The sequence below is a fragment of the Streptococcus oralis subsp. oralis genome, from assembly GCF_002096455.1.
In the GTDB taxonomy this organism is placed as follows: Bacteria; Bacillota; Bacilli; order Lactobacillales; family Streptococcaceae; genus Streptococcus; species Streptococcus oralis_CY.
In genome coordinates this window covers 61,439-81,951 of record NZ_NCUL01000003.1, presented here as the reverse complement: position 1 = coordinate 81,951, position 20,513 = coordinate 61,439, and the positions used below count along the sequence as shown (strand labels likewise).

22 protein-coding genes are annotated in these 20,513 nt (G+C 41.2%); 20 read left to right on the top strand and 2 right to left on the bottom strand.

Features of this window, described 5'->3' with window-relative positions; genetic code table 11:
* The first annotated feature begins 292 nt into the window (after positions 1–292).
* The 5 genes from B7720_RS00590 (at position 293) to yaaA (ending at position 6,137) form a co-directional block, all read left to right on the top strand.
* A complete protein-coding gene (locus B7720_RS00590) occupies positions 293–2,989 on the top strand; it encodes a cation-translocating P-type ATPase (RefSeq protein ID WP_084856011.1) in 2,697 nt (898 codons plus the stop codon).
* A 104-nt stretch (positions 2,990–3,093) separates the two neighbouring features.
* Positions 3,094–3,504, top strand: a complete 411-nt coding sequence (locus tag B7720_RS00585; protein ID WP_000412241.1) for a peptide deformylase — start codon at positions 3,094–3,096, stop codon at positions 3,502–3,504.
* An 11-nt stretch (positions 3,505–3,515) separates the two neighbouring features.
* On the top strand, positions 3,516–5,111 hold the full coding sequence (locus B7720_RS00580; protein ID WP_084856009.1) for a hypothetical protein: 1,596 nt from the start codon (positions 3,516–3,518) through the stop codon (positions 5,109–5,111).
* An 86-nt stretch (positions 5,112–5,197) separates the two neighbouring features.
* A complete protein-coding gene (locus B7720_RS00575) occupies positions 5,198–5,329 on the top strand; it encodes a DUF3953 domain-containing protein (RefSeq protein ID WP_002874755.1) in 132 nt (43 codons plus the stop codon).
* Positions 5,330–5,408: 79 nt separating this feature from the next.
* Complete coding sequence (gene yaaA / locus B7720_RS00570) at positions 5,409–6,137, top strand: peroxide stress protein YaaA (RefSeq protein WP_084856007.1); 729 nt, start codon at positions 5,409–5,411, stop codon at positions 6,135–6,137.
* 31 nt (positions 6,138–6,168) lie between these two features.
* Here yaaA and B7720_RS00565 read toward each other — a convergent pair whose 3' ends face one another.
* Together B7720_RS00565 and B7720_RS00560 are read right to left on the bottom strand one after the other, a co-directional pair.
* The gene (locus tag B7720_RS00565) at positions 6,169–6,717 is read right to left on the bottom strand and encodes an NADPH-dependent FMN reductase (RefSeq protein WP_000039627.1); all 549 of its coding nucleotides are present in this window, start codon (positions 6,715–6,717) and stop codon (positions 6,169–6,171) included.
* Between the two features lie 91 nt (positions 6,718–6,808).
* A complete protein-coding gene (locus tag B7720_RS00560) occupies positions 6,809–7,255 on the bottom strand; it encodes a MarR family winged helix-turn-helix transcriptional regulator (RefSeq protein WP_000816316.1) in 447 nt (148 codons plus the stop codon).
* Positions 7,256–7,373: 118 nt separating this feature from the next.
* Between B7720_RS00560 and B7720_RS00555 the strand changes: the two genes are divergently transcribed.
* The 15 genes from B7720_RS00555 to B7720_RS00485 all read left to right on the top strand — a co-directional run bounded on the left by B7720_RS00555 (position 7,374) and on the right by B7720_RS00485 (position 20,496).
* Entirely contained in the window at positions 7,374–7,850 is a 477-nt protein-coding gene (locus B7720_RS00555; protein ID WP_000776857.1) for a cell wall elongation regulator TseB-like domain-containing protein, read from the top strand.
* A gap of 9 nt (positions 7,851–7,859) precedes the next feature.
* Entirely contained in the window at positions 7,860–9,038 is a 1,179-nt protein-coding gene (locus B7720_RS00550) for a pyridoxal phosphate-dependent aminotransferase (protein WP_000777434.1), read from the top strand.
* Positions 9,039–9,190: 152 nt separating this feature from the next.
* A complete protein-coding gene (asnS, locus tag B7720_RS00545) occupies positions 9,191–10,534 on the top strand; it encodes an asparagine--tRNA ligase (protein WP_000167133.1) in 1,344 nt (447 codons plus the stop codon).
* Positions 10,535–10,682: 148 nt separating this feature from the next.
* On the top strand, positions 10,683–10,973 hold the full coding sequence (rpsF, locus tag B7720_RS00540) for a 30S ribosomal protein S6 (protein WP_001151782.1): 291 nt from the start codon (positions 10,683–10,685) through the stop codon (positions 10,971–10,973).
* 11 nt (positions 10,974–10,984) lie between these two features.
* Positions 10,985–11,455 carry a single-stranded DNA-binding protein SsbA gene (gene ssbA, locus B7720_RS00535; RefSeq protein WP_000609595.1) on the top strand — a complete coding sequence of 157 codons (471 nt, stop codon included), beginning with the start codon at positions 10,985–10,987 and terminating at the stop codon, positions 11,453–11,455.
* Between the two features lie 31 nt (positions 11,456–11,486).
* On the top strand, positions 11,487–11,726 hold the full coding sequence (gene rpsR, locus B7720_RS00530) for a 30S ribosomal protein S18 (RefSeq protein WP_000068664.1): 240 nt from the start codon (positions 11,487–11,489) through the stop codon (positions 11,724–11,726).
* Between the two features lie 359 nt (positions 11,727–12,085).
* Positions 12,086–12,595, top strand: a complete 510-nt coding sequence (locus B7720_RS00525) for a GNAT family N-acetyltransferase (RefSeq protein ID WP_000858591.1) — start codon at positions 12,086–12,088, stop codon at positions 12,593–12,595.
* Positions 12,596–13,035: 440 nt separating this feature from the next.
* A complete protein-coding gene (wecB, locus tag B7720_RS00520; RefSeq protein WP_084856006.1) occupies positions 13,036–14,184 on the top strand; it encodes a non-hydrolyzing UDP-N-acetylglucosamine 2-epimerase in 1,149 nt (382 codons plus the stop codon).
* A 6-nt stretch (positions 14,185–14,190) separates the two neighbouring features.
* Positions 14,191–14,970: a hypothetical protein gene (locus tag B7720_RS00515; RefSeq protein WP_084856004.1), complete on the top strand. Its 780-nt coding sequence runs from the start codon at positions 14,191–14,193 to the stop codon at positions 14,968–14,970.
* A gap of 142 nt (positions 14,971–15,112) precedes the next feature.
* A complete protein-coding gene (locus B7720_RS00510) occupies positions 15,113–16,423 on the top strand; it encodes a glycosyltransferase family 2 protein (RefSeq protein ID WP_000625492.1) in 1,311 nt (436 codons plus the stop codon).
* Between the two features lie 8 nt (positions 16,424–16,431).
* Positions 16,432–17,535 (top strand): family 8 glycosyl hydrolase, encoded by a 1,104-nt coding sequence (locus B7720_RS00505; protein WP_084856002.1) that lies wholly within the window; start codon positions 16,432–16,434, stop codon positions 17,533–17,535.
* A 122-nt stretch (positions 17,536–17,657) separates the two neighbouring features.
* Complete coding sequence (locus B7720_RS00500; protein WP_084856000.1) at positions 17,658–19,058, top strand: bifunctional Cof-type HAD-IIB family hydrolase/peptidylprolyl isomerase; 1,401 nt, start codon at positions 17,658–17,660, stop codon at positions 19,056–19,058.
* A gap of 1 nt (position 19,059) precedes the next feature.
* On the top strand, positions 19,060–19,419 hold the full coding sequence (locus B7720_RS00495) for a S1 RNA-binding domain-containing protein (RefSeq protein WP_000689619.1): 360 nt from the start codon (positions 19,060–19,062) through the stop codon (positions 19,417–19,419).
* A gap of 53 nt (positions 19,420–19,472) precedes the next feature.
* A complete protein-coding gene (locus tag B7720_RS00490) occupies positions 19,473–20,222 on the top strand; it encodes a tRNA1(Val) (adenine(37)-N6)-methyltransferase (protein WP_000657018.1) in 750 nt (249 codons plus the stop codon).
* Positions 20,212–20,496 carry a GIY-YIG nuclease family protein gene (locus tag B7720_RS00485; protein ID WP_000349631.1) on the top strand — a complete coding sequence of 95 codons (285 nt, stop codon included), beginning with the start codon at positions 20,212–20,214 and terminating at the stop codon, positions 20,494–20,496. Before B7720_RS00490 ends, B7720_RS00485 begins: the two co-directional genes overlap by 11 nt.
* Positions 20,497–20,513: the final 17 nt, after the last annotated feature.

Here is a 20,513-nt window from a genome sequence, read left to right as displayed (position 1 = left end):
AGTCATATAGTATTCTTACATTATACTGGTTTTCATGGGAAAATTCAAATTTAGTCTTGTTTCATCTGATTTTAACCCTTGAAAACTTTTCAAATTTTGATATAATAGTACTACTCAAGGGAGTAGCTGGCAGAAACCTGTGATAGTGTCGTCATTCCGAATTGTATACTGAAAAGTATGTTTTCCGGCACTATCTTAAACAGCGAGACTTGTTATGATTAACAGGTCTCTTTTTGTTTGTCATAAAACTAAAAGAGAACTTGTTTTGCACACAATGTCAAGGAGGAGACACATGTCAAAAGAACAAAAACGCCAAGCGTTTTATACTCAAAGTCCTGAAGAGGTCTTGAAGTCAGTAGAAGCAACTGAGCAAGGTCTTTCGTCAAGCGAAGCACAGAAACGTCTAGCTGAATATGGACGCAATGAACTGGAAGAGGGTGAGAAAAAATCTCTCCTAGTCAAGTTTATCGAGCAATTTAAGGATTTGATGATTATTATCCTAGTTGCTGCGGCTATCTTGTCAGTCGTGACTTCTGGTGGGGAAGACATCGCAGATGCCATCATTATCCTTGCCGTGGTTATCATCAACGCTGCCTTCGGTGTTTACCAAGAAGGAAAAGCAGAAGAAGCTATCGAAGCCCTCAAGTCTATGTCGAGTCCAGCTGCTCGCGTTATTCGTGATGGACACATGGCTGAGATTGATTCCAAAGAATTGGTACCAGGTGATATCGTTGCTCTTGAAGCAGGTGATGTAGTGCCAGCAGACCTACGTTTGCTAGAAGCTAATTCTCTTAAAATCGAAGAAGCAGCCTTGACAGGTGAGTCTGTTCCAGTTGAAAAAGACTTGACAGTCGAGCTCGCTGCAGATGCTGGTATTGGTGACCGTGTCAATATGGCCTTTCAAAACTCAAATGTGACTTATGGTCGTGGTCTTGGTGTTGTCGTCAATACAGGTATGTATACTGAAGTGGGTCATATCGCTGGCATGCTCCAAGATGCGGATGAGACAGATACGCCACTCAAACAAAACTTGAACAACCTTTCTAAGGTTTTGACCTATGCAATTTTGGTCATTGCCCTTGTTACTTTTGTAGTCGGAGTCTTCATTCAAGGTAAAAATCCACTTGGTGAGTTGATGACATCTGTTGCGCTTGCTGTTGCAGCCATCCCAGAAGGACTTCCTGCTATCGTGACCATCGTTCTTGCCCTTGGTACTCAAGTTTTGGCAAAACGAAACTCTATCGTTCGTAAGTTGCCAGCAGTTGAAACACTTGGTTCAACTGAGATCATCGCTTCTGATAAGACTGGTACGCTTACCATGAACAAGATGACAGTCGAAAAAGTCTTCTATGATGCAGTCCTACATGATTCAGCTGATGATATTGAACTAGGTCTTGAAATGCCTCTTCTTCGTTCTGTTGTTTTGGCTAATGATACTAAGATTGATGCAGAAGGAAACCTGATTGGGGATCCAACGGAAACAGCCTTCATCCAGTATGCCTTGGACAAGGGCTATGATGTTAAAGGATTTTTAGAGCAATATCCTCGTGTAGCTGAGTTACCATTTGACTCAGATCGTAAACTCATGTCAACGGTTCATCCATTACCAGATGGTAAATTCCTCGTAGCAGTCAAGGGAGCCCCTGACCAACTTTTGAAACGTTGTGTTGCTCGTGATAAGGCTGGAGATGTTGCTCCGATTGATGAGAAAGTTAATGACTTAATTCACACAAACAACTCTGAAATGGCTCACCAAGCCTTGCGTGTTCTTGCGGGTGCTTATAAGATTGTAGACAGCATTCCAGAAAACCTGACTTCTGAAGAGCTTGAAAACAACTTGATCTTTACTGGATTGATTGGAATGATTGACCCTGAACGTGCCGAAGCAGCAGAAGCTGTTCGTGTCGCTAAGGAAGCGGGAATCCGTCCAATCATGATCACTGGTGACCACCAAGATACAGCGGAAGCCATTGCCAAACGTTTGGGAATTATTGATGCAAATGATACAGAAGGTCACGTTTTAACTGGTGCTGAGCTCAACGAACTGTCAGATGAAGACTTTGAAAAAGTAGTTGGTCAATACTCTGTTTATGCCCGTGTGTCTCCAGAACACAAGGTTCGTATCGTCAAGGCTTGGCAAAAACAAGGTAAGGTTGTTGCTATGACAGGTGACGGTGTTAATGATGCGCCAGCTCTGAAAACAGCCGATATCGGTATCGGTATGGGAATCACTGGTACAGAGGTTTCTAAGGGAGCTTCTGACATGATTCTTGCAGATGATAACTTTGCGACTATTATCGTCGCAGTTGAAGAAGGACGTAAGGTCTTCTCAAACATTCAAAAGACTATTCAGTACTTACTTTCTGCCAATACTGCTGAAGTATTAACTATCTTCTTATCAACCTTGTTTGGTTGGGACGTCTTGCAGCCAGTTCATCTCTTGTGGATCAACTTGGTAACAGATACCTTCCCAGCTATCGCTCTTGGTGTTGAACCTGCTGAGCCTGGTGTCATGAATCATAAACCACGTGGACGAAAGGCAAGCTTCTTCTCAGGTGGTGTTTTGAGTTCTATCATCTATCAAGGTGTACTCCAAGCAGCTATTGTTATGAGTGTTTATGGACTTGCAATTGCTTACCCAGTTCATGTGGGTGACAATCATGCCATTCATGCGGATGCCCTTACTATGGCCTTTGCAACACTCGGTTTGATCCAGCTCTTCCATGCCTACAATGTCAAGTCTGTTTACCAATCCATCTTGACAGTTGGCCCATTCAAGTCTAAGACCTTTAACTGGTCTATCTTGGTATCCTTCATTCTTCTGATGGCAACAATTGTCGTAGAACCGCTTGAAGGAATCTTCCACGTAACCAAACTAGACTTGTCACAATGGGCCATTGTTCTTGCTGGAAGCTTCTCAATGATACTTATCGTCGAAATCGTTAAGTTTGTTCAACGTAAACTTGGTCTTGATAAGAACGCGATTTAATAAGAAAGTCATCTTCGGATGGCTTTTTTTGCATTTGAGGGAAAGGACTAGAAGTTGCCCCCTTTTGTGCTATAATAAAGTAAAGTTGTAAGGAGCGTAAGAGAATGGAAAAGAAAATTGTCCGAGATATCTTATTCTTGTCTCAGGTCTCGAAACCTGCAAGTCAGGAAGACCTTTATCTGGCTAAGGATTTGCAGGATACCTTGCTGGCTAATCGCGAGACCTGTGTCGGTCTGGCGGCCAATATGATTGGTGTGCAGAAGCGTGTGATTATCTTTAATCTTGGCCTAGTTCCCATGGTCATGTTTAACCCTATTCTCCTTTCCTACAAAGGGCCTTACGAGACAGAGGAAGGTTGTTTGTCTTTGACTGGGGTTCGAACGACGATTCGTTATGAAACGATTACGGTTTCCTATCGCGATAGCAAGTGGCAGGAACAGACCATTACACTGACAGGTTTTCCAGCTCAGATCTGCCAACATGAACTGGATCATTTGGAAGGACGGATAATTTAGGAGGAACTCAGATGAAACGCATACTATTTGAACTTGTTTTTATCGCAACGACTTGGTATATCTTTTTACCACCATTCAATCTGACTAGTTGGGAATTCATCTTCTTTCTCTGTGGGCATCTGGTGGTGATGGGGATTTTGTTTAGTTTCCGCAAGGATACCAATCTCCTCAAAAATGTTCATGTACGTCATGGCAAGCATGCCAACGAGCTTAATCTAGAAGGACTTCATTTTACCAAACTCAGTAAAGGATTGTTGCTGGCCGCAGGACTTATCTTTGCCCTTGCTGGTCTGGTTGGCTTAGTAACCTCTAGCTTTTTCCAAGCAAAAAATTATGCTAATGTGGTATCTATCACAGAAAAAGATTTTAAAGATTTTCCCAAGAGTGATACCAGCAAGGTTCCAATCCTAGATCGGAGTACCGCCGAAAAGATTGGAGACCGTTATCTAGGCTCTCTGACGGATAAGGTCTCCCAGTACGTAGCAGCAGATACTTATACTCAGCTGACGGTTGATGGCAAACCCTATCGGGTGACCCCTTTGGAGTATGCCGACCCGATCAAATGGTTTAATAATCAGTCCAAGGGAATTGGAGAGTATATCAAGGTTGATATGGTGACAGGAAATGCAGAATTGGTGGATTTAAAAACGCCAATGAAGTATTCTGACTCCGAGTATTTTAATCGCGATGTCAAACGTCATCTTCGTATTAAGTACCCAACCAAGATTTTTAAAACGCCCTCCTTTGAGGTGGATGATGAAGGCAATCCCTTCTATGTAGCAACCGTTTATCAAAAGCAGTTTGGTCTAGGAGTCCCTCGTCCTTCATCTGTTATTATCTTGGATGCGACCGATGGAGAAACCAAGGAATACAGCTTGGATGAAGTCCCAGAATGGGTGGATCGTGTCTATCCAGATGAAGAAACCATCGAGCAAATCAACTACAACGGCAAGTATAAAGACGGCTTCTGGAATGCCTTGATTTCTAAGAAAAACGTCACCCAAACGACAGAGGGCTATAACTATCTTTCTATCGGAAATGACATTTATCTCTACACAGGGGTGACTTCAGCAAATGCTGACGAAAGTAATCTAGGATTTATCCTTGAAAATATGCGCACTGGTGAAATCACCAAGTACAATCTAGCATCAGCAACCGAAGAATCAGCCCGTGCTTCCGCAGAAGGAGCAGTGCAAGAGAAGGCCTACAAGGCTACCTTCCCTATCCTTGTTAATCTCAATGACAAGCCTCTTTATATCATGGGCTTGAAAGATAACGCAGGCTTGGTCAAGGAGTATGCATTGGTCGATGCCGTGGAGTACCAAAACGTCATCGTAGCAGCTACAGTAGATGAACTCCTCAGCAAATATGCCAATAAAAACGACCTAGAGCTGGATAATGAAACGGTAGAAAACATCAAGGGAGTGGTTTCAGACCTTAAATCAGCTGTTATCAAGGGTGACACCGTCTACTTCTTCAAAGTTGATGGCAAGATTTATAAAGTCAAGGCTTCCGTGTCAGACGACCTTCCTTACCTTGAAAATGGGCAATCCTTTGAAGGTCAAGTTGGAAAAGATAATTATCTCAAGACCTTTAAAGTACAATAATACTCTTCGAAAATCAAATTCAAACTACGTCAGCGTCGCCTTGCCGTACTCAAGTACAGCCTGCGGCTAGCTTCCTAGTTTGCTCTTTGATTTTCATTGAGTATAAAAATAGGTTTTCTCAGTTCAAGGAGAAAAAAGATAAATTCTTATCTATCTTAACAAGCTTAGCTGGCACAGCCCTTGTTCTCGTGGCTATCTGGTTAGGATGGCCAAAATAAACAGAGAAACCTCGGTGTGAACCGAGGTTTTTAAGATGAAATTCTTGGTCGTGATTGAAAAATATGCTACACTAACAATATGAAAATTTTAATCCCAACAGCCAAAGAAATGAACACAGACCATCCTTGTATCGAAGCGCTCCCTTTGAGGGAAGAAAGTCAGGAAGTCCTTGACTCACTGGCGCATTACTCAGCTAGTGAATTAGAGACTTTTTATAAGGTATCTGCCGAGAAAGCAGAAGAAGAGTACGCTCATATTCAAGCTTTAAAAGATCACAGGGCTAAACATTATCCAGCCTTGAAACTTTTCGATGGTCTCATGTATCGTCACATCAAACGAGATGAGTTAACCAAGGCTGAACAAACCTATCTTGAAAATCATGTCCTAATTACCTCGGCTTTATACGGTGTTGTCCCCGCCTTGTCGCCCATGGCTCCTCACCGTTTGGACTTCTTGATGAAGTTAAAAGTTGCTGGGAAGACTTTAAAGAGTCATTGGAAGTCAGCCTACGATGAGGCACTAGAGGATGAGGATTTGATATTCTCACTCCTATCATCAGAGTTTGAAACCGTATTTTCGAAGGAAATTAGAGAAAAGATAGTGACCTTCAAATTTATGGAGGACAAGGCAGGCCAGCTGAAAATCCACTCAACCATTTCAAAAAAAGCCCGTGGTGCCTTTTTAACCGCCTTGATAGAGGGGCAAGTCCATACAGTCGAACAAGCTCGCAAGCTCAGTTTTGCAGGCTTTGACTACCAACCTGATTTATCCAGTGACTTAGAACTCGTCTTTGTGAAACAAGCATAAAACCAGCTCATTCGAGCTGGTTTTTGCTAGATTAGTTGATGGCTACAAGAAGGTCGTCCGCTTGTTTTGCAAGTGATGAAGCAGTTGCTTCTTCTAACACCAATTTTCCGTCTGCCCAAGCAGAGTCATTGACACGAGCAGCTGTAAAATCACCAACGACTTGTGTACGGATAAATGGCAAGAGGTCTTTGTAAATAGCAAAGAGTTGATCGTGACCAGCATTGGCTACAGATGAGACAGTAACAAACTTGTCTTGGAGGGCAGAAGCACCACGTGTATCAGACAAGTCAATGGCGCGAGAGAGCCAGTCAAGCAAGTTTTTCACTGTTCCAGGGATAGAGAAGTTGTAGACTGGAGAGAAGATCCAGATAGCATCCGCAGCAAGGACTGCTTCACGAGCAGCAGCTACAGCTGGATGAGTTGGAACTTCCAAATCTTGGCTGAAGAGAGGAACAGCTGAGTAATCAAGATAGCTAACTTCTGCTTTTCCAGCAAGTGCTTTTTCAGCTTCGAGGGCCATTTGGTGGTTGAAAGAACCTTGGCGTAGTGAACCGACGATAAATAATACTTTTTTAGACATGATGTGTCTCCTTTAGTTTAAAATTCAAAGAGCGAACTCTTTTGTTACCATCCATGTTACAACAAATGATACTAATTAGCAATAATTTTGCTCACAAATTTTTAAATTTTTTTAAAATCTGGATTAAGTCTTCCTTTTCGCCATCTTCCAAGATGCTGAGTGCTTCTACAATCGAATCGATATGGTCAGGAAGAACCTCCTCGATTTTTCTGCGTCCTGCAGGTGTTAATTTCAGGAAAAAGGAGCGACGATCCTTGGGGTCGCAAGTTCTAGAAATCCATCCATCTCGAACCATATTTCGAATGACAACAGTCATGTTTCCAGAAGTGGCCAACATTTTTTCAATCAAATCCTGAATGCGTAGTTCCCCCTTGCTATAGAGGGTTTCCAAAACTGAAAATTGGGTGGGTGTTAGCCCGTGTTCTTTAGCAGCCTTGGCTTCATATGGTTTAAAAGTTCGTATGGCTTTATTGAGGACGATAGCCGTTTTTAAGTCTAGTTGATTATCGGAAATTTTCTCTTTCAAATATTGTTTCATAAGGCTATTTTATCAATAATGAGAGAGAAAAACAAGAACTTATATTTTATAGGAAAAGAATCTTAGAATGTTCCCGTCTTCACTTGTAATAAAGAAGGAGAGATGGTAAAATAGACGAGTGAAACTAAGACAGAAAAAAGCAAAAAACAAGCTACTTTTACAGTATGGAATCGGCATTGCTCTGGTAGTACTAGTCATGACCACTTCCTTCCTTTATCTGATATCACTCAGCATGAAACCCTATCAAGATGCTAGAGTTGAGGGAGAAAAACTAGCCAAGCAGTATGCAGAATTGGAAAAGGCAGATCAGGTTGATTTTTATAATGGACTAGAAGGTTATTACAGCGTTTTAGGACATAATAAAAAGCAAGAGGCCATTGCCGTACTGATTGAAAAGAATGACCACAAGATTTATGTTTATCAGCTTGATAAAGGGATTTCTCAAGACAAGGCAGCGACGATTTCGAGGGAAAAAGGAGCTAGCGACATTGACAAGATTACTTTTGGTCGCTATCAGGACAAGCCGATTTGGGAAGTTAAGTCAGGAAAACAGTACTATCTGGTTGACTTTGAAACAGGAGCAGTGATCCAATAAGGAGGGCATATGAAACTATCCAAACGTGTACTAGAAATGGAAGAAAGCATCACTCTAGCTAGTGATGCAAGAGCCAAAGCATTAAAAGCTCAGGGAAAGGATGTTCTTTTCTTAACCTTGGGACAGCCTGATTTTCATACTCCTGAAAACATTCAGGATGCAGCGGTAGAAGCGATTCGAGATGGACGAGCTTCCTTTTATACAGTTGCTTCAGGCCTACCAGAGTTAAAAGCGGCGGTTAATACCTATTTTGAACGCTATTATGGGTATTCTGTTGCAGCCAACGAGGTTACCTTTGCCACTGGTGCTAAGTTCTCTCTCTACACCTTCTTTATGGCTGTGGTCAATCCAGGTGATGAAGTCATTATCCCTACACCATACTGGGTCAGCTATGGAGACCAGGTCAAAATGGCAGAAGGAGTGCCAGTCTTTGTCCAGGCAAAGGAAGACAATCACTTTAAAGTAACAGTAGAGCAGCTAGAAGCAGCGCGAACAGATAAGACCAAGATCTTAGTTCTCAATTCACCATCGAATCCGACCGGTATGATTTACTCTCGTGAGGAACTCTTGGCTATCGGAAATTGGGCTGTTGCGCATGATGTCCTTATCTTAGCAGATGATATTTATGGTCGTTTGGTTTATAACGGGAACGAATTTGTTCCAATTTCTAGTCTGTCAGAAGCCATTCGCAAGCAAACCATCGTGATTAACGGTGTATCTAAGGCCTATGCCATGACTGGTTGGCGGGTAGGTTATGCTGTGGGAAATCCTGAAATTATTGCTGCCATGAGCAAACTAACAGGACAAACGACCTCCAACCTGACTGCTGTATCACAATATGCTACCATTGAAGCCCTAACTGGACCGCAAGACTCTGTTGAAACCATGCGTCAAGCATTTGAGGAACGGTTGAATACCATTTATCCTCTCTTGTGCCAAGTCCCAGGATTTGAAGTTGTCAAGCCCCAAGGTGCCTTCTATCTTTTCCCAAATGTTAAAAAAGCGATGGAAATGAAGGGTTATACCGATGTGACAGAGTTTACAACGGCTATTCTCGAAGAAGTCGGCCTTGCCTTGATTACAGGAGCTGGATTTGGAGCACCAGAAAATGTTCGTCTCAGCTATGCCACAGACTTGGACACATTAAAAGAAGCTATTCGTCGTTTGCACCAGTTTATGGAAAAATAAAACTTAGAATCTTCGCCTTTTTAGCGAAGATTTTTTGTAACGAAAATCTCGCGATTTTTCTCTAGTAGAACCTAGCTATCACAGTCCATTTATGGTAAAATAGTGGGTAATGATGTCTTCGGACAAGTTAAACGAAAAAAGGAAGATAGATTATGACAAAACGTGTAACAATTATCGATGTAAAAGACTACGTTGGTCAAGAAGTGACCATCGGAGCCTGGGTTGCCAACAAATCTGGAAAAGGGAAAATTGCCTTCTTGCAATTGCGTGATGGGACAGCCTTCTTCCAAGGAGTTGCCTTTAAACCAAACTTTATTGAAAAGTTCGGTGAGGAAGTGGGACTTGAGAAGTTTGATGTCATCAAACGATTGAGCCAAGAAACTTCTGTTTATGTGACAGGAATTGTCAAAGAAGACGAACGTTCTAAGTTTGGCTATGAGTTGGATATTACAGACATCGAAGTGATCGGTGAATCTCAAGATTACCCAATCACACCAAAAGAACACGGAACAGACTTCTTGATGGACAACCGTCACTTGTGGCTCCGCTCTCGCAAGCAAGTAGCGGTGATGCAAATCCGTAACGCTATCATCTATACAACTTATGAGTTTTTCGACAAGAACGGCTTCATGAAATTTGATAGCCCAATTCTTTCAGGAAACGCGGCTGAAGATTCAACAGAACTCTTTGAAACAGACTACTTTGGAACACCAGCCTACTTGAGTCAATCAGGTCAGCTTTACCTAGAAGCAGGGGCTATGGCTCTTGGTCGTGTCTTTGACTTTGGTCCAGTATTCCGTGCTGAAAAATCAAAAACACGCCGTCACTTGACTGAGTTCTGGATGATGGATGCGGAGTACTCTTACTTGACACATGATGAGTCACTTGACTTGCAAGAAGCTTACGTAAAAGCCCTTCTTCAAGGTGTTCTTGACCGTGCACCTCAAGCCTTGGAAACCTTGGAACGTGATACAGAGCTCTTGAAACGCTACATTGCAGAGCCATTCAAACGCATCACTTACGATCAAGCCATTGACCTTTTGCAAGAGCATGAAAATGATGAAGATGCTGACTACGAGCATCTTGAGCATGGCGATGACTTTGGTTCACCACACGAAACATGGATTTCAAACCACTTTGGTGTGCCAACATTTGTTATGAACTACCCAGCAGCCATCAAGGCCTTCTACATGAAACCAGTTCCTGGAAATCCAGAGCGCGTGCTTTGTGCAGATTTGCTCGCACCAGAAGGGTATGGAGAAATCATCGGTGGTTCTATGCGTGAGGAAGACTACGATGCTCTTGTTGCTAAAATGGAAGAACTTGGAATGGATCGTACAGAGTATGAATTTTACCTTGACCTTCGTAAATATGGTACAGTACCACATGGTGGATTTGGTATCGGTATTGAACGTATGGTCACTTTCGCAGCAGGTACAAAACACATCCGTGAAGCTATTCCATTCCCACGTATGTTGCACCGTATCAAACCATAAACTAGTAAAAAGAAGATAATTTCATCTTCTTTTTTCACTTTTATCTTGCTATCTATCAGTTTTTCTAGTATAATAGTTTATTGTGAGCAAACCTCACTTACCCCTTGCAAAGACTAGGGGTCATTAGACCAAAAGGAGGAACATATCAATGGCTAAATACGAAATTCTTTATATCATTCGTCCAAACATTGAAGAAGAAGCGAAAAACGCTTTGGTAGCACGTTTTGACTCTATCTTGACTGACAACGGTGCAACTGTTGTTGAATCAAAATCATGGGAAAAACGTCGTCTTGCATACGAAATCCAAGATTTCCGTGAAGGACTTTACCACATCGTTAACGTTGAAGCAAACGACGACGCAGCTCTTAAAGAGTTTGACCGTCTTTCAAAAATCAACGCTGACATTCTTCGTCACATGATCGTCAAACTTGACGCGTAAGAAGGTAAATTATGATTAACAATGTTGTACTTGTAGGGCGTATGACACGTGACGCTGAGTTGCGTTATACCCCATCAAATGTAGCAGTTGCGACTTTTACTCTTGCAGTAAACCGTACATTTAAGAGTCAAAATGGCGAACGTGAGGCTGATTTTATCAATGTCGTTATGTGGCGCCAACAGGCTGAAAATCTTGCTAACTGGGCTAAAAAAGGCTCTCTTATCGGGATCACAGGCCGTATCCAGACTCGTAGTTACGATAACCAGCAAGGACAACGTGTCTACGTAACAGAAGTCGTGGCTGAGAATTTCCAAATGTTGGAAAGCCGCGGAGTGCGTGAAGGACATTCAGGTGGAGCTTATTCTGCACCAACTGCTGGTCAATCAGCACCTGCAAACCCAGTACCAGACTTTTCACGTTCTGAAAATCCATTTGGAGCAACCAATCCATTGGACATTTCAGATGATGATTTACCATTTTAATGGACAATTAATACTATAAAGGAGAAAAAACATGGCTCAACAACGTCGTGGCGGATTCAAACGCCGTAAAAAAGTTGATTACATCGCAGCAAACAAAATTGAATATGTTGATTACAAAGATACTGAGCTTCTTAGCCGTTTCGTTTCAGAACGTGGGAAAATCCTTCCTCGTCGTGTAACAGGAACTTCAGCTAAAAACCAACGTAAAGTAACAACAGCTATCAAACGCGCACGCGTAATGGCTTTGATGCCTTTCGTAAACGAAGATTAAAAAAGAGGTCCAGTGGACCTCTTTTTCATGAGCTTGAAAATAAGAAAGCGAATTAAGACCCGGGTGGGTCTTTTTTTACGAGCATGGAAATGAGAGAGCGAGTTGAGGTCCAGTGGACCTCTTTTTCATGAGCTCGGAAATAAGAAAGCGAATTAAGATCCATATGGGTCTTTTTTTCACGAGCCTTGAAATGAGAGAGCGAATTGAGGTCCAGTGGACCTCTTTTTCAGATTTTTATAGGATTTTGTTAGAAAGGATTCCCTGTTGACCTAGTAAGATTCTTTTGTCTTACTAGGTTTTTTCTTTTAATCTTTATTATCGTGCTATAATGGTAGGAGAAAGCTATAAAGGAGCAGCTTATGAAGACGACATGTTCAATTAGAAAAATGCAAGAATCTGACATACAAGAACTATCTCGAGGATTTATCAGCCAAGGTTGGCCAAGTAGAGAGGAGATTTTAACTCGATACTTTAAGGAGCAAGAAAGTGGGGAGAGAGAAGTCTTAGTTGCAGAGGTTGAGGGTGCTTTAGCGGGTTATATCACAATTTTGTCCTGCGCTAAGCAGGGGCCTTTTGCAGAAATCTATCCAGAACTCTCAGATTTTAATGTCTTTGAACCTTTTCAAAATCAAGGTATTGGAAATCTCTTGCTGGAAGAAGCAGAAAAACAAGTTAGGCTCATATCGGATAAGGTGACCCTTGGTGTTGGGCTCCATTCAGGGTATGGACCTGCCCAGAGATTATACATCAAACGAGGCTATATTCCAGATGGGACGGGTGTTTGGTATCAGAACCATCAACCGGCCATGAATGCGGTTTGTGAAGATATCGGAGAATTGGTCTTGTATCTGTCGAAAAATTTGTTTTAAGACAGATTTTATAAGGTTTAAATTTTAAATATAGTAAACAACAATCACAGTCCCTTTTTCATTCGAAAAAGGAATTTTTTTGTTTGAAATTGTTTGATTTATTCCTCAAAGTGGTAAAATATAATTGTTTGAATTATCAAGATAAAAATAAATATCAAAAAAAACATATAAGGTTTAGTTTTTTTAAATACGGATTCTTTTGAAAAGTCTTAAAATTTCCTAAAATAAGGCTTTTTAAAGGTTGTAAATAATATTGTTACAAAAAGGTTACAAATTGTTAAAATTAAATTAAATGCAATAATATAATTTGGAAAAAATTTGACATATAAATTAATTGACGGTAAAATAATTAAGATAATCAAATTAATTGATTTGCGCAATAATTCGATATAAAGATTAATCTGATGTGTCAAATTTTATTATAGTAGAAGGATAGCGTAATGAAGAAACTGAAAGTGATGGTTGTTTTTGGAACACGACCAGAAGCTATTAAAATGGCCCCTTTAGTGTTAGAATTGCAAAAACATAGTGACAGCATTGAGACGATCACAGTTGTGACAGCTCAGCACCGTCAAATGCTTGATCAAGTTCTTGAAACGTTTAGCATCGAGCCACATTATGACCTGGATATTATGGGGAAAAATCAATCCCTCTTAGACATTACTGGAAAAATTTTAGAAAAGTTTGATCCAGTTGTTAAGCAAGAACTTCCAGATATAATTCTTGTTCATGGAGATACAACAACAACTTTTGCAGCAAGTTTAGTTGCTTTCTATAATCAGGTACGAATCGGCCACGTTGAAGCTGGCCTAAGGACATTTTATAAGTATTCTCCTTTCCCAGAAGAAATGAATCGTCAGATGACTGATAACCTAGCGGATCTTTATTTTGCTCCAACTAGTGAGAGTAAAGAAAATCTCCTCAAGGAAAATCACCCTGAGTCTGCTATTGTCATTACGGGAAATACAGCCATTGATGCCTTGAAACTAACCGTTCAATCGGATTACTATCATGAAGTTTTAGATCAATTGGATCCAGATAAGAAACTTGTATTAGTAACCATGCATCGTCGTGAGAATCAAGGTCAATCAATGAGAAATGTCTTTGCAGCTTTACGTGAGATGGTCGATCTTCATCAGGAAATTGAAGTTGTTTATCCTGTTCACCTTAGCCCTGCTGTGCAAGAAGCAGCAAACGATATCTTAGCTGGTCACGATCGTATTCACTTGATTGAGCCTTTAGATGTACTTGATTTTCATAATTTGGCTTCAAGAAGCTATTTTATCATGACTGACTCTGGAGGTGTTCAGGAAGAGGCGCCTTCTCTCGGCAAACCTGTCCTTGTCCTTCGTGACACAACGGAACGTCCAGAAGGAGTAAGAGCAGGTACGTTGAAGCTAGTTGGTACGGATCCAGTACGTGTGAAAGAAGCGATGGCAGCACTCTTAACAGATGAAACTCTTTATAGACAAATGTCTCAGGCACCAAATCCTTATGGAGATGGAAGAGCCTCTGAACGAATCGTACAATCCATTCAACAGTACTTTGGGGCAGCGACTTCTGTATCGGAATTCAAAGGGGGGAAATAAGATAAAATGAAAAAATGGAGTCAATTTAAAAACTGGCTTATGGCTTTGCTTGCTTGTGAGGTCATTCTTTTGGTGCTTTGTTTTTTGTATGCTCGAGCAATCATTTTAGAACAAATCTTTTTTTTAGCTTTAGCCTTGTTTGCAGTGTTGGTATTATCTGACCTTTTGCTTACTTGGACCCTTATCTTAGCATTTGGTTTTGGACTTATCGTTTTGGTTGCGGGTGTGGTTTATATCCCGATCATTCAACTGGTCTTTTTATTAATCAGTTTTCCTCTTTTGATTGGGATTCTACTTAAGGTTCGTTATTATTTCTTCAAGGTGGCCTCAAAGGTACAAGAACAGGAAGACGAAGCGCGAGCAGATTACCAAGCGATGGTCACTGAACAAAGTGATGTTACGGTTCAATCTCTATTGATTCATTGGGCACATGAAGATTTGTTCTTCCAGATTAAACCGAAAGAACATAACCAGATGCTCAGTAGCATTCAAGAGGTAATTGCTCAGGAATTGAGCTACAATGATAAACTCTATTACGTTTCGGATGGTAATTTTCTCGTTCTATCCAGTAAAAGCCAACATTCTTTGAAGGAACTTTATTTGAATGGTTTGCAGGAGAAACTGAGCAGTTTAGTTTTTCATGGAGAAGATGGCAATCAAGGAATTCAGTTCCAAACAGGCTATTTGGTGATTAACTCTGATAATAAAGATAAATACCAAGACTACGCGGATGTCGCCAGTCATCTCAAACGTCAACTAGAGACAGATGTAATTGTGGAATATTAGGAGGGGAACATGACTTTAACCGAACTATTTTTTGGTATTGCTTTGGGACTCAGTCTCGCCTTTGGCATTTGTTTTATCATACTATTTATTGCATACAATATTCTTTACCATCGAGTAAACAAAAATTTTAAGGCGGTGAATCATGATTAGTCAAATGTTAATGATTTTTACCTTGCTTACAATTTGGATTTCTCTAGCATGGGGCTTGGTAATTCTCTTTTCGGCAGTACACTTTTGGTTTAAACACAGTGATTTTCGTGTAGACACTTCGCCTCTACCTTATTATCCTAAGGTAACGATTGTTGTTCCTGCCCATAATGAGGATGTGGTTATTGCCCAAACGGCAAAAGCTATCTTGGATATGAACTATCCTCACGACCGTGTGGAGTTGCTCTTGTTTGCGGATAACTGTTCGGATAACACCTATGCAGAATGTTTGTCTGTACAAGCCATGCCTGAATATGCAGGAAGAAATCTAACCATTATCGACCGTACTGGTACGGGAGGAAAAGCGGGCGTTCTAAACGATGCTTTGGAGATGGCAACAGGCGAATACATCTGTGTTTATGATGCAGATGCCATGCCTGAAAAAAATGCTCTTTATTTCCTTGTCAAAGAAGTTATGAAGGATCCAGAACGTCATGTGGCATCTTTTGGCCGCAACAAGACTCGAAACGCCAACCAAAATTTCTTGACTCGTTGTATCAACCAAGAGATCGTTGTTACTCAGCGCGTGCACCACGTTGGGATGTGGCATCTCTTTAAAATTGGGCGTATCCCAGGAACCAACTTTATCATTCAAACCGACTTTGTAAAGAGTATCGGTGGTTGGAAAAATGGTGCCTTAACTGAGGATACCGATATTTCCTTCAAAATCATGCAGAGTGGTAAATTGATTGCCCTTGCCTATAATTCAGAGGCTTTCCAACAAGAACCTGAGACCTTAAAGAGTTACTATATGCAGCGGAAACGTTGGGCGAAAGGAAATTATGAAGTTGTTCTCTCGAACTTTAAGCATTTATTTGGCAGAGCAAACTGGCGCGTTAAACTAGAAGTCTTTAACTATTCTTGTGTTTTCTTTTGGTTTAACTTTGCTATTGTTCTTTCGGATTTGATTTTCCTAGCGAATGTGCTAGCGATCTGTCTTAATCTTTTCTTCCCAGATGTCAGGGTTCCATTTGCTTTTGATGCGGACAATATCTACATCGCTCAGCTCATGCTCTTTAACTGGATTCTCATGATTGGTCTCTATTTGATGCAAATTATGACAGCATTGGCAAGTCAATTTGGACAAGCAACAACTAAACAAATCTGGTTAGCCCTGGCAGCCTATTTCTCTTATGCACAGATGTTTATCGTTGTATCCGTTGATTCCATTTCTTCAATCGTGCTGGATAAAGTACTCCGACGAAAAGAAACCAAGTGGGTTAAAACCAAGCGATTTGCAGGATAGGAGGTTCTATGAAAACGAATAAATTAAAATATGTCTGGTTTGTGCTCATCCTTTCTATCTTTTGTTTAGCCTTGTTTTTAGTGAGAGGAAGGACTAAAATCGAGATGCGTAATCGAATTTACAGCCAATGGAGCCAACAGTTCCTTGTTACAAAAGGCGATCAGTCTTATGTTCGTACGACGAATGATTCTGAGGAAACAACAGTTTTATCAGAAGCCCAGAGTTACGGCATGCTCATAACGGTTTTAGCAGCCCAAAAAGGGCAAGCAACACAAGCAGATTATGAAAGCCTTTATCGCTATTACCAAAATCATCGTATCGAGGGAACGCAGTTGATGTCTTGGAAGCAAGTGATCACAAATGGTAGTGAAACGGTTGAGAAGCAGAACGCAACTGATGGGGATCTCTACATCGCTTATTCTTTGATTGAAGCTGCCAAGCAGTGGCCTGATAAAGCACAGGAATACCAAGCGCAAGCTAAAAAAATCTTAGAAGATATTCTTCGATACAATTATAATGAAGAGACAGGTGTCCTAACAGTAGGGAACTGGGCAAACAAGGATTCTGATTATTATTACTTGATGCGGACGTCTGATACTCTTCCTCACTATTTCCAATCTTTTTATGACCTGACTGGAAATAAACAGTGGTTAGACATTAAGGATAAGATGCTTGGGCAATTGGAGCAAATCAGTTCTCATTCTGATACGGGTCTCTTGCCAGACTTTATCTGGGCTGAGAAGTCAGGGGTACGTCTTGTTGATGCCAACACTATCGAATCTCAATACGATGGGGCTTATTCTTATAATGCTTGTCGTTTGCCTTATCACCTGTCACAGAGCCAGGATGAAAGAAGCCAAAAACTCGTTCAAAAGATGATGGATTTCTTTATGAAAGAGCAACGTATCTATGCTGGTTATGACTTGAACGGAACGGCCCTCAATCAATACCAGGCAGGTAGTTTTTTGGCCCCGATTACCTATGCTTCTGACAAGGGAGAAGGTTATCTGAAACTTCTTCAACAAAATAAATACATTTTCACACAAGATTTACCTATAGAAAGCTACTATGATGCAACGATGATTACCATGATTGCTCTAGAGATGTTCTAGGATGAAAAGAGAGGGCTAGTTTTACTGGCTCTCTTTTTGATAGGATTTTCATCTTTTTTCAAAAAAGGAATTTCATCAGCTTTATGGTATAATGGAAAGAGTGATGGAAAAGAGGTAGAGAGATGGATGCGAAATTAAAATACAAGGCAAAGAAGATTAAAATCATCTTTTTTGATATTGATGATACCCTGCGTACGTCAAAGACAGGTTTTATTCCAGATACAATTCCCACTGTCTTTAAACAGTTACGTGAAAAAGGAATCTTAACAGGAATCGCCTCTGGACGTGGTATTTTTGGTGTTGTTCCAGAGATTCGTGAGCTCAAACCGGACTTTTTTGTAACCCTAAATGGGGCCTATATAGAAGATAAAAAAGGTCAGGTCATTTATCAACATCAGATTGACAAGTCAGATGTTGTGGAGTACATTTCTTGGACGAAGGAAGAGGGAATTGAGTACGGCCTGGTTGGTAGTCATGACGCCAAACTCTCCACGCGAACAGAACTGATCAGTGAAGCTATTGATCCGATTTATCCAAACTTGGATGTGGATCCTAACTTCCATGAAAAAGCAGATATTTACCAGATGTGGACCTTTGAGGATAAAGGGGATGACTTGCACCTACCAGATAGTCTCTCAGGTAAACTTCGAATGGTGCGTTGGCATGAACATTCATCAGATATCGTGCCGATTTCAGGATCCAAAGCAACTGGTGTAGCCAAGGTGGTGGAACATCTAGGCTTTAAACCAGAGAATGTCATGGTCTTTGGGGACGGTCTTAACGATTTAGAACTCTTTGATTATGCAGGTATTAGTGTTGCTATGGGAGTTTCCCACGAAAAGATCAAAGAAAAAGCAGATTATATTACAAAAACAGTAGAAGAAGATGGCATTTTTGATGCTTTAGAAGGATTTGGTATGGTAGAAAAAGAATTGCATTTCCCACAAGTAGAAATTGAAACAGTAGAAGGTCCTCTTGCGACCATTAAGACAAATCACGGAGACTTGCGTATCAAGCTTTTCCCTGAACAGGCTCCTAAAACAGTGGCTAACTTTGTTGCTCTGTCAAAAGATGGTTACTATGATGGTGTCATTTTCCACCGAATTATCAAGGACTTTATGATCCAAGGTGGAGACCCAACTGGTACTGGTATGGGGGGCGAGTCAATCTACGGTGACTCTTTTGCAGATGAATTTTCTGAAGAACTCTATAATATCCGTGGTGCCCTTTCTATGGCCAATGCGGGTCCAAATACCAATGGTAGCCAGTTCTTTATCGTGCAAAACCAACACTTGCCGTACTCTAAGAAAGAGATTGCGCGTGGTGGCTGGCCTGAACCAATCGCTGAGATTTATGCAGAACAAGGTGGAACTCCTCACCTTGACCGTCGCCATACTGTTTTTGGGCAATTGGTGGACGCAGAATCGTTTGCGGTCTTGGATGCCATTGCAGCTGTTGAGACTGGTGCAATGGACAAACCAGTTGAAGATGTAGTAATTGAAACGATTGAAATTGAGGACTAGAATGAAAATTGGTGATAAGCTAACTGGGCGTATTACAGGAATTCAGCCCTATGGTGCCTTTGTTGAGTTAGAGACAGGGGTGACAGGGCTGATTCACATCTCGGAGATTCGGACGGGATTTATTGAAAATATCTATGACATTTTAAAAATTGGTGATGAAGTCCAAGTTCAGGTGGTGGATTTTGACGAATACACTGGGAAGGCTAGTCTTTCTATCCGTACCTTGGAAGAGGAAAAACATCAATTGCCAAGACGGAGACGTTTTTCAAATGATCGGATCAAGCACGGTTTTGCACCACTTGGACGAATGATGCCTGTTTGGACGCGTGAGGCATTAGAGCATTTAAAGAAGAAGCCATAAATACGATTATCTAAACCATTTGTAATATTAACATCATTTGTTATAATAAAAGTATGAAAGAAGAACAATTATTAAAACCAGGAGAGCGAATCAATCAGCTCTTTTCGACAGATATCAAAATCATCCAAAATAGAGAGGTGTTTAGCTATTCGGTGGATAGTGTTCTTTTATCACGCTTTCCTCGCTTCCCTAAACGGGGTTTAATTGTGGACTTTTGTGCTGGAAATGGTGCAGTGGGACTTTTTGCTAGTTCACGTACTCAGGCGCGGATAATATCTGTAGAGATTCAGGAGCGCTTGGCGGATATGGCAGAGCGTTCGGTTCAGTTGAATGGCTTGGAAGAGCAGATGCAGGTCATCTGTGATGATTTGAAAAATATGCCTGCCCACATTCAGGGAAGTAAGGTGGATATGATTTTGTGCAATCCGCCTTATTTTAAGGTGGATCCGCATTCTAATCTGAACGAGAGTGAACATTACCTTCTGGCCAGACACGAAATTACGACTAACCTAAAAGAAATTTGCCGTAGTGCTCAGAGTATTCTCAAGTCTAATGGCCGTTTGGCCATGGTTCATCGTCCAGATCGGCTCTTGGATATCTTAGACATGCTTCAACGCCATAATTTGGCACCCAAGCGCCTGCAATTTGTCTATCCTAAACGTGAGAAGGAGGCTAATATGCTCTTAATCGAAGCTATCAAGGATGGATCGACCAGTGGCTTTAAGGTCTTGCCACCACTCATCGTTCACAATGATGATGGTTCTTATACACCAGAAATTCAAGAGATTTACTATGGATCATAAGGCCTATATGTATGTGGTGGAGTGTCGCGACGGTTCTTACTATACGGGCTATACAACGGATGTGAAGAGGCGCCTTGCCGTTCATAATAGTGGTAAGGGAGCCAAGTATACCCGAGCTCGCTTGCCAGTCAAACTCATCTATGTAGAGGGTTTTGCCAGTAAGGAAGAAGCCATGTCTGCCGAGGCTCTCCTCAAACGAAAGAAACGTCCTCAGAAAGAACGATTTTTATCTGAAAATCAAGAGAAAAATCTAGTCAACCATATTGATGTCTAAGGAGGAGTCTTTTGGCT